Below are 1817 nucleotides of genomic sequence, written 5' to 3' on the forward strand. Positions count from 1 at the left end.
GGCAGCTACACCCTGACCGCCAGCGGCACCGACGGCAACTATGAGCTGAGCTTTGTCAACGGCACCCTGACCATCGAACGCAAGGCCATCACCGGCAACATCACTGCCGATGGCAAAACCTACGATGGCAGCACCTACGCCAACACCCACGGCACCCTGGACGGCGTAATCAGCGGCGATGATCTGCAGTTCAACACCACTGGCGCCTTCGCTGACAAGCACGTCGGCACCGGCAAGCAGGTCACCGTCAGCGGCTCACTCGGTGGCGGTGATGCGGGCAACTATGTGCTCACCACCAACAGCAGCACCACGGCCAACATCGACCGCAAGACCATCACCGCCGACATCCGCGCCCTGGACAAGCTGTTTGACGGCTCGCTGACGGCAACCCTCGAAGGTGTGTTGAACGGCACCATCAGCGGTGACGACGTTGCGCTGCAGCTCAGCGGTTTGTTCGCCAGCCTCTCGCCGGGCGAGAACCGCGTGCTGATCGATGCCTCACTGACCGGTGCTGACGCAGGCAACTACCAACTGGTCGCCCCGGATTCGGTGCCCGCCAACATGCAGGGCTTTGTGCAGAGCGCTGATTACCAGTCCGCTATCGACAGTCAGCCACAAGAGCAGCGCGGACTCAGTGCACCGAACGATACCGGCTATCAGCTCGACGTCGACGACGATGCCCTGCATCTGCCCATGGCCAGCCGCTAAACCTACCTGACACGTCCAAGCCTTACCGGAAAGCGCCGCTGCACAGTGCAGCGGCCGGTTAAACACCAAAGGGACTTCACATGAGCCGTTTACCCAGAACCCCGAACTTCGCCCCCACTGCCCTGGCCATCGCCATCAGCCTGAGCGCAGCCAACCTGCATGCTGCTGACCTGCCCACCGGCGGCAATATTGTCGGCGGCTCCGGCAGCATCAGCCAGAATGGCAACAGCCTGAACGTGCAGCAGAACAGCGACAAGCTGATCACCAACTGGGACAGCTTCGACATTGGCGCGGGCCATACGGTCAACTTCTACCAGCCGGGCAGCAACTCGGTAGCGTTGAACCGGGTGATCGGTGAAGACGCCTCGGCGATCTACGGCAACCTCAATGCCAACGGCAAGGTCTTTCTGGTCAACCCCAACGGGGTGTTGTTTGGTCAGGGTGCAGCGGTCAACGTGGGGGCGCTGGTGGCCTCGACCCTCAGCCTCAGTGATGAAGACTTTAACGACGGCAATTACCAGTTCAGCGGCGACGGCAACAACGCCGCGGTCATCAACCGCGGCACCCTCAATGCCGACCAGGGCGCAGTCGCCCTGCTGGGCGGGCAGGTCAGCAACCACGGTGTTATTCAAGCGAATCAGGGCACGGTGGCGCTAGCGGCCGGCGACAAGATCACCCTGGACTTTGCCGGCGACGGTCTGCTGAACGTGACCGTGGATGAAGGCACCCTGAATGCATTGGTGGAAAACCACCAACTGGTTCGCGCCAACGGCGGCCAGGTGGTGATGACCGCCAACGCCACCAACGCCCTGCTGCAAACCGTAGTCAACAACACCGGGGTGATTGAAGCACACACCCTGGACAACCAGAGCGGCACCATCGTGCTCAAGGGTGGCTTTAACGGCGGCACGGTGAATGTGGCCGGCACACTGGATGCTTCTGCACCCGAATCCGGCGACGGCGGTTTTATCGACACCTCCGGCGCCCACGTCAAGATTGCTGGCGGCACCCAGGTCACCACCAAAGCCAACAACGGCAGCACCGGCGAATGGCTGATCGACCCGACCGATTTCACCATCAGCGACAGCAGCGACCCGCAAACCGATAGC

2 protein-coding genes are annotated in these 1817 nt (G+C 61.9%); both read left to right on the top strand.

From position 1 onward, the window contains the following. On the top strand, positions 1–708 hold a 708-nt coding region (locus C1949_RS19495), incomplete at its 5' end, for a YDG domain-containing protein (protein WP_211287226.1). Positions 709–788: 80 nt separating this feature from the next. Beyond that, on the top strand, positions 789–1817 hold a 1029-nt coding region (locus tag C1949_RS19180; RefSeq protein WP_146040367.1), incomplete at its 3' end, for a two-partner secretion domain-containing protein.

Source organism: Halopseudomonas oceani (assembly GCF_002903165.1).
Taxonomy (GTDB): Bacteria; Pseudomonadota; Gammaproteobacteria; order Pseudomonadales; family Pseudomonadaceae; genus Halopseudomonas; species Halopseudomonas oceani.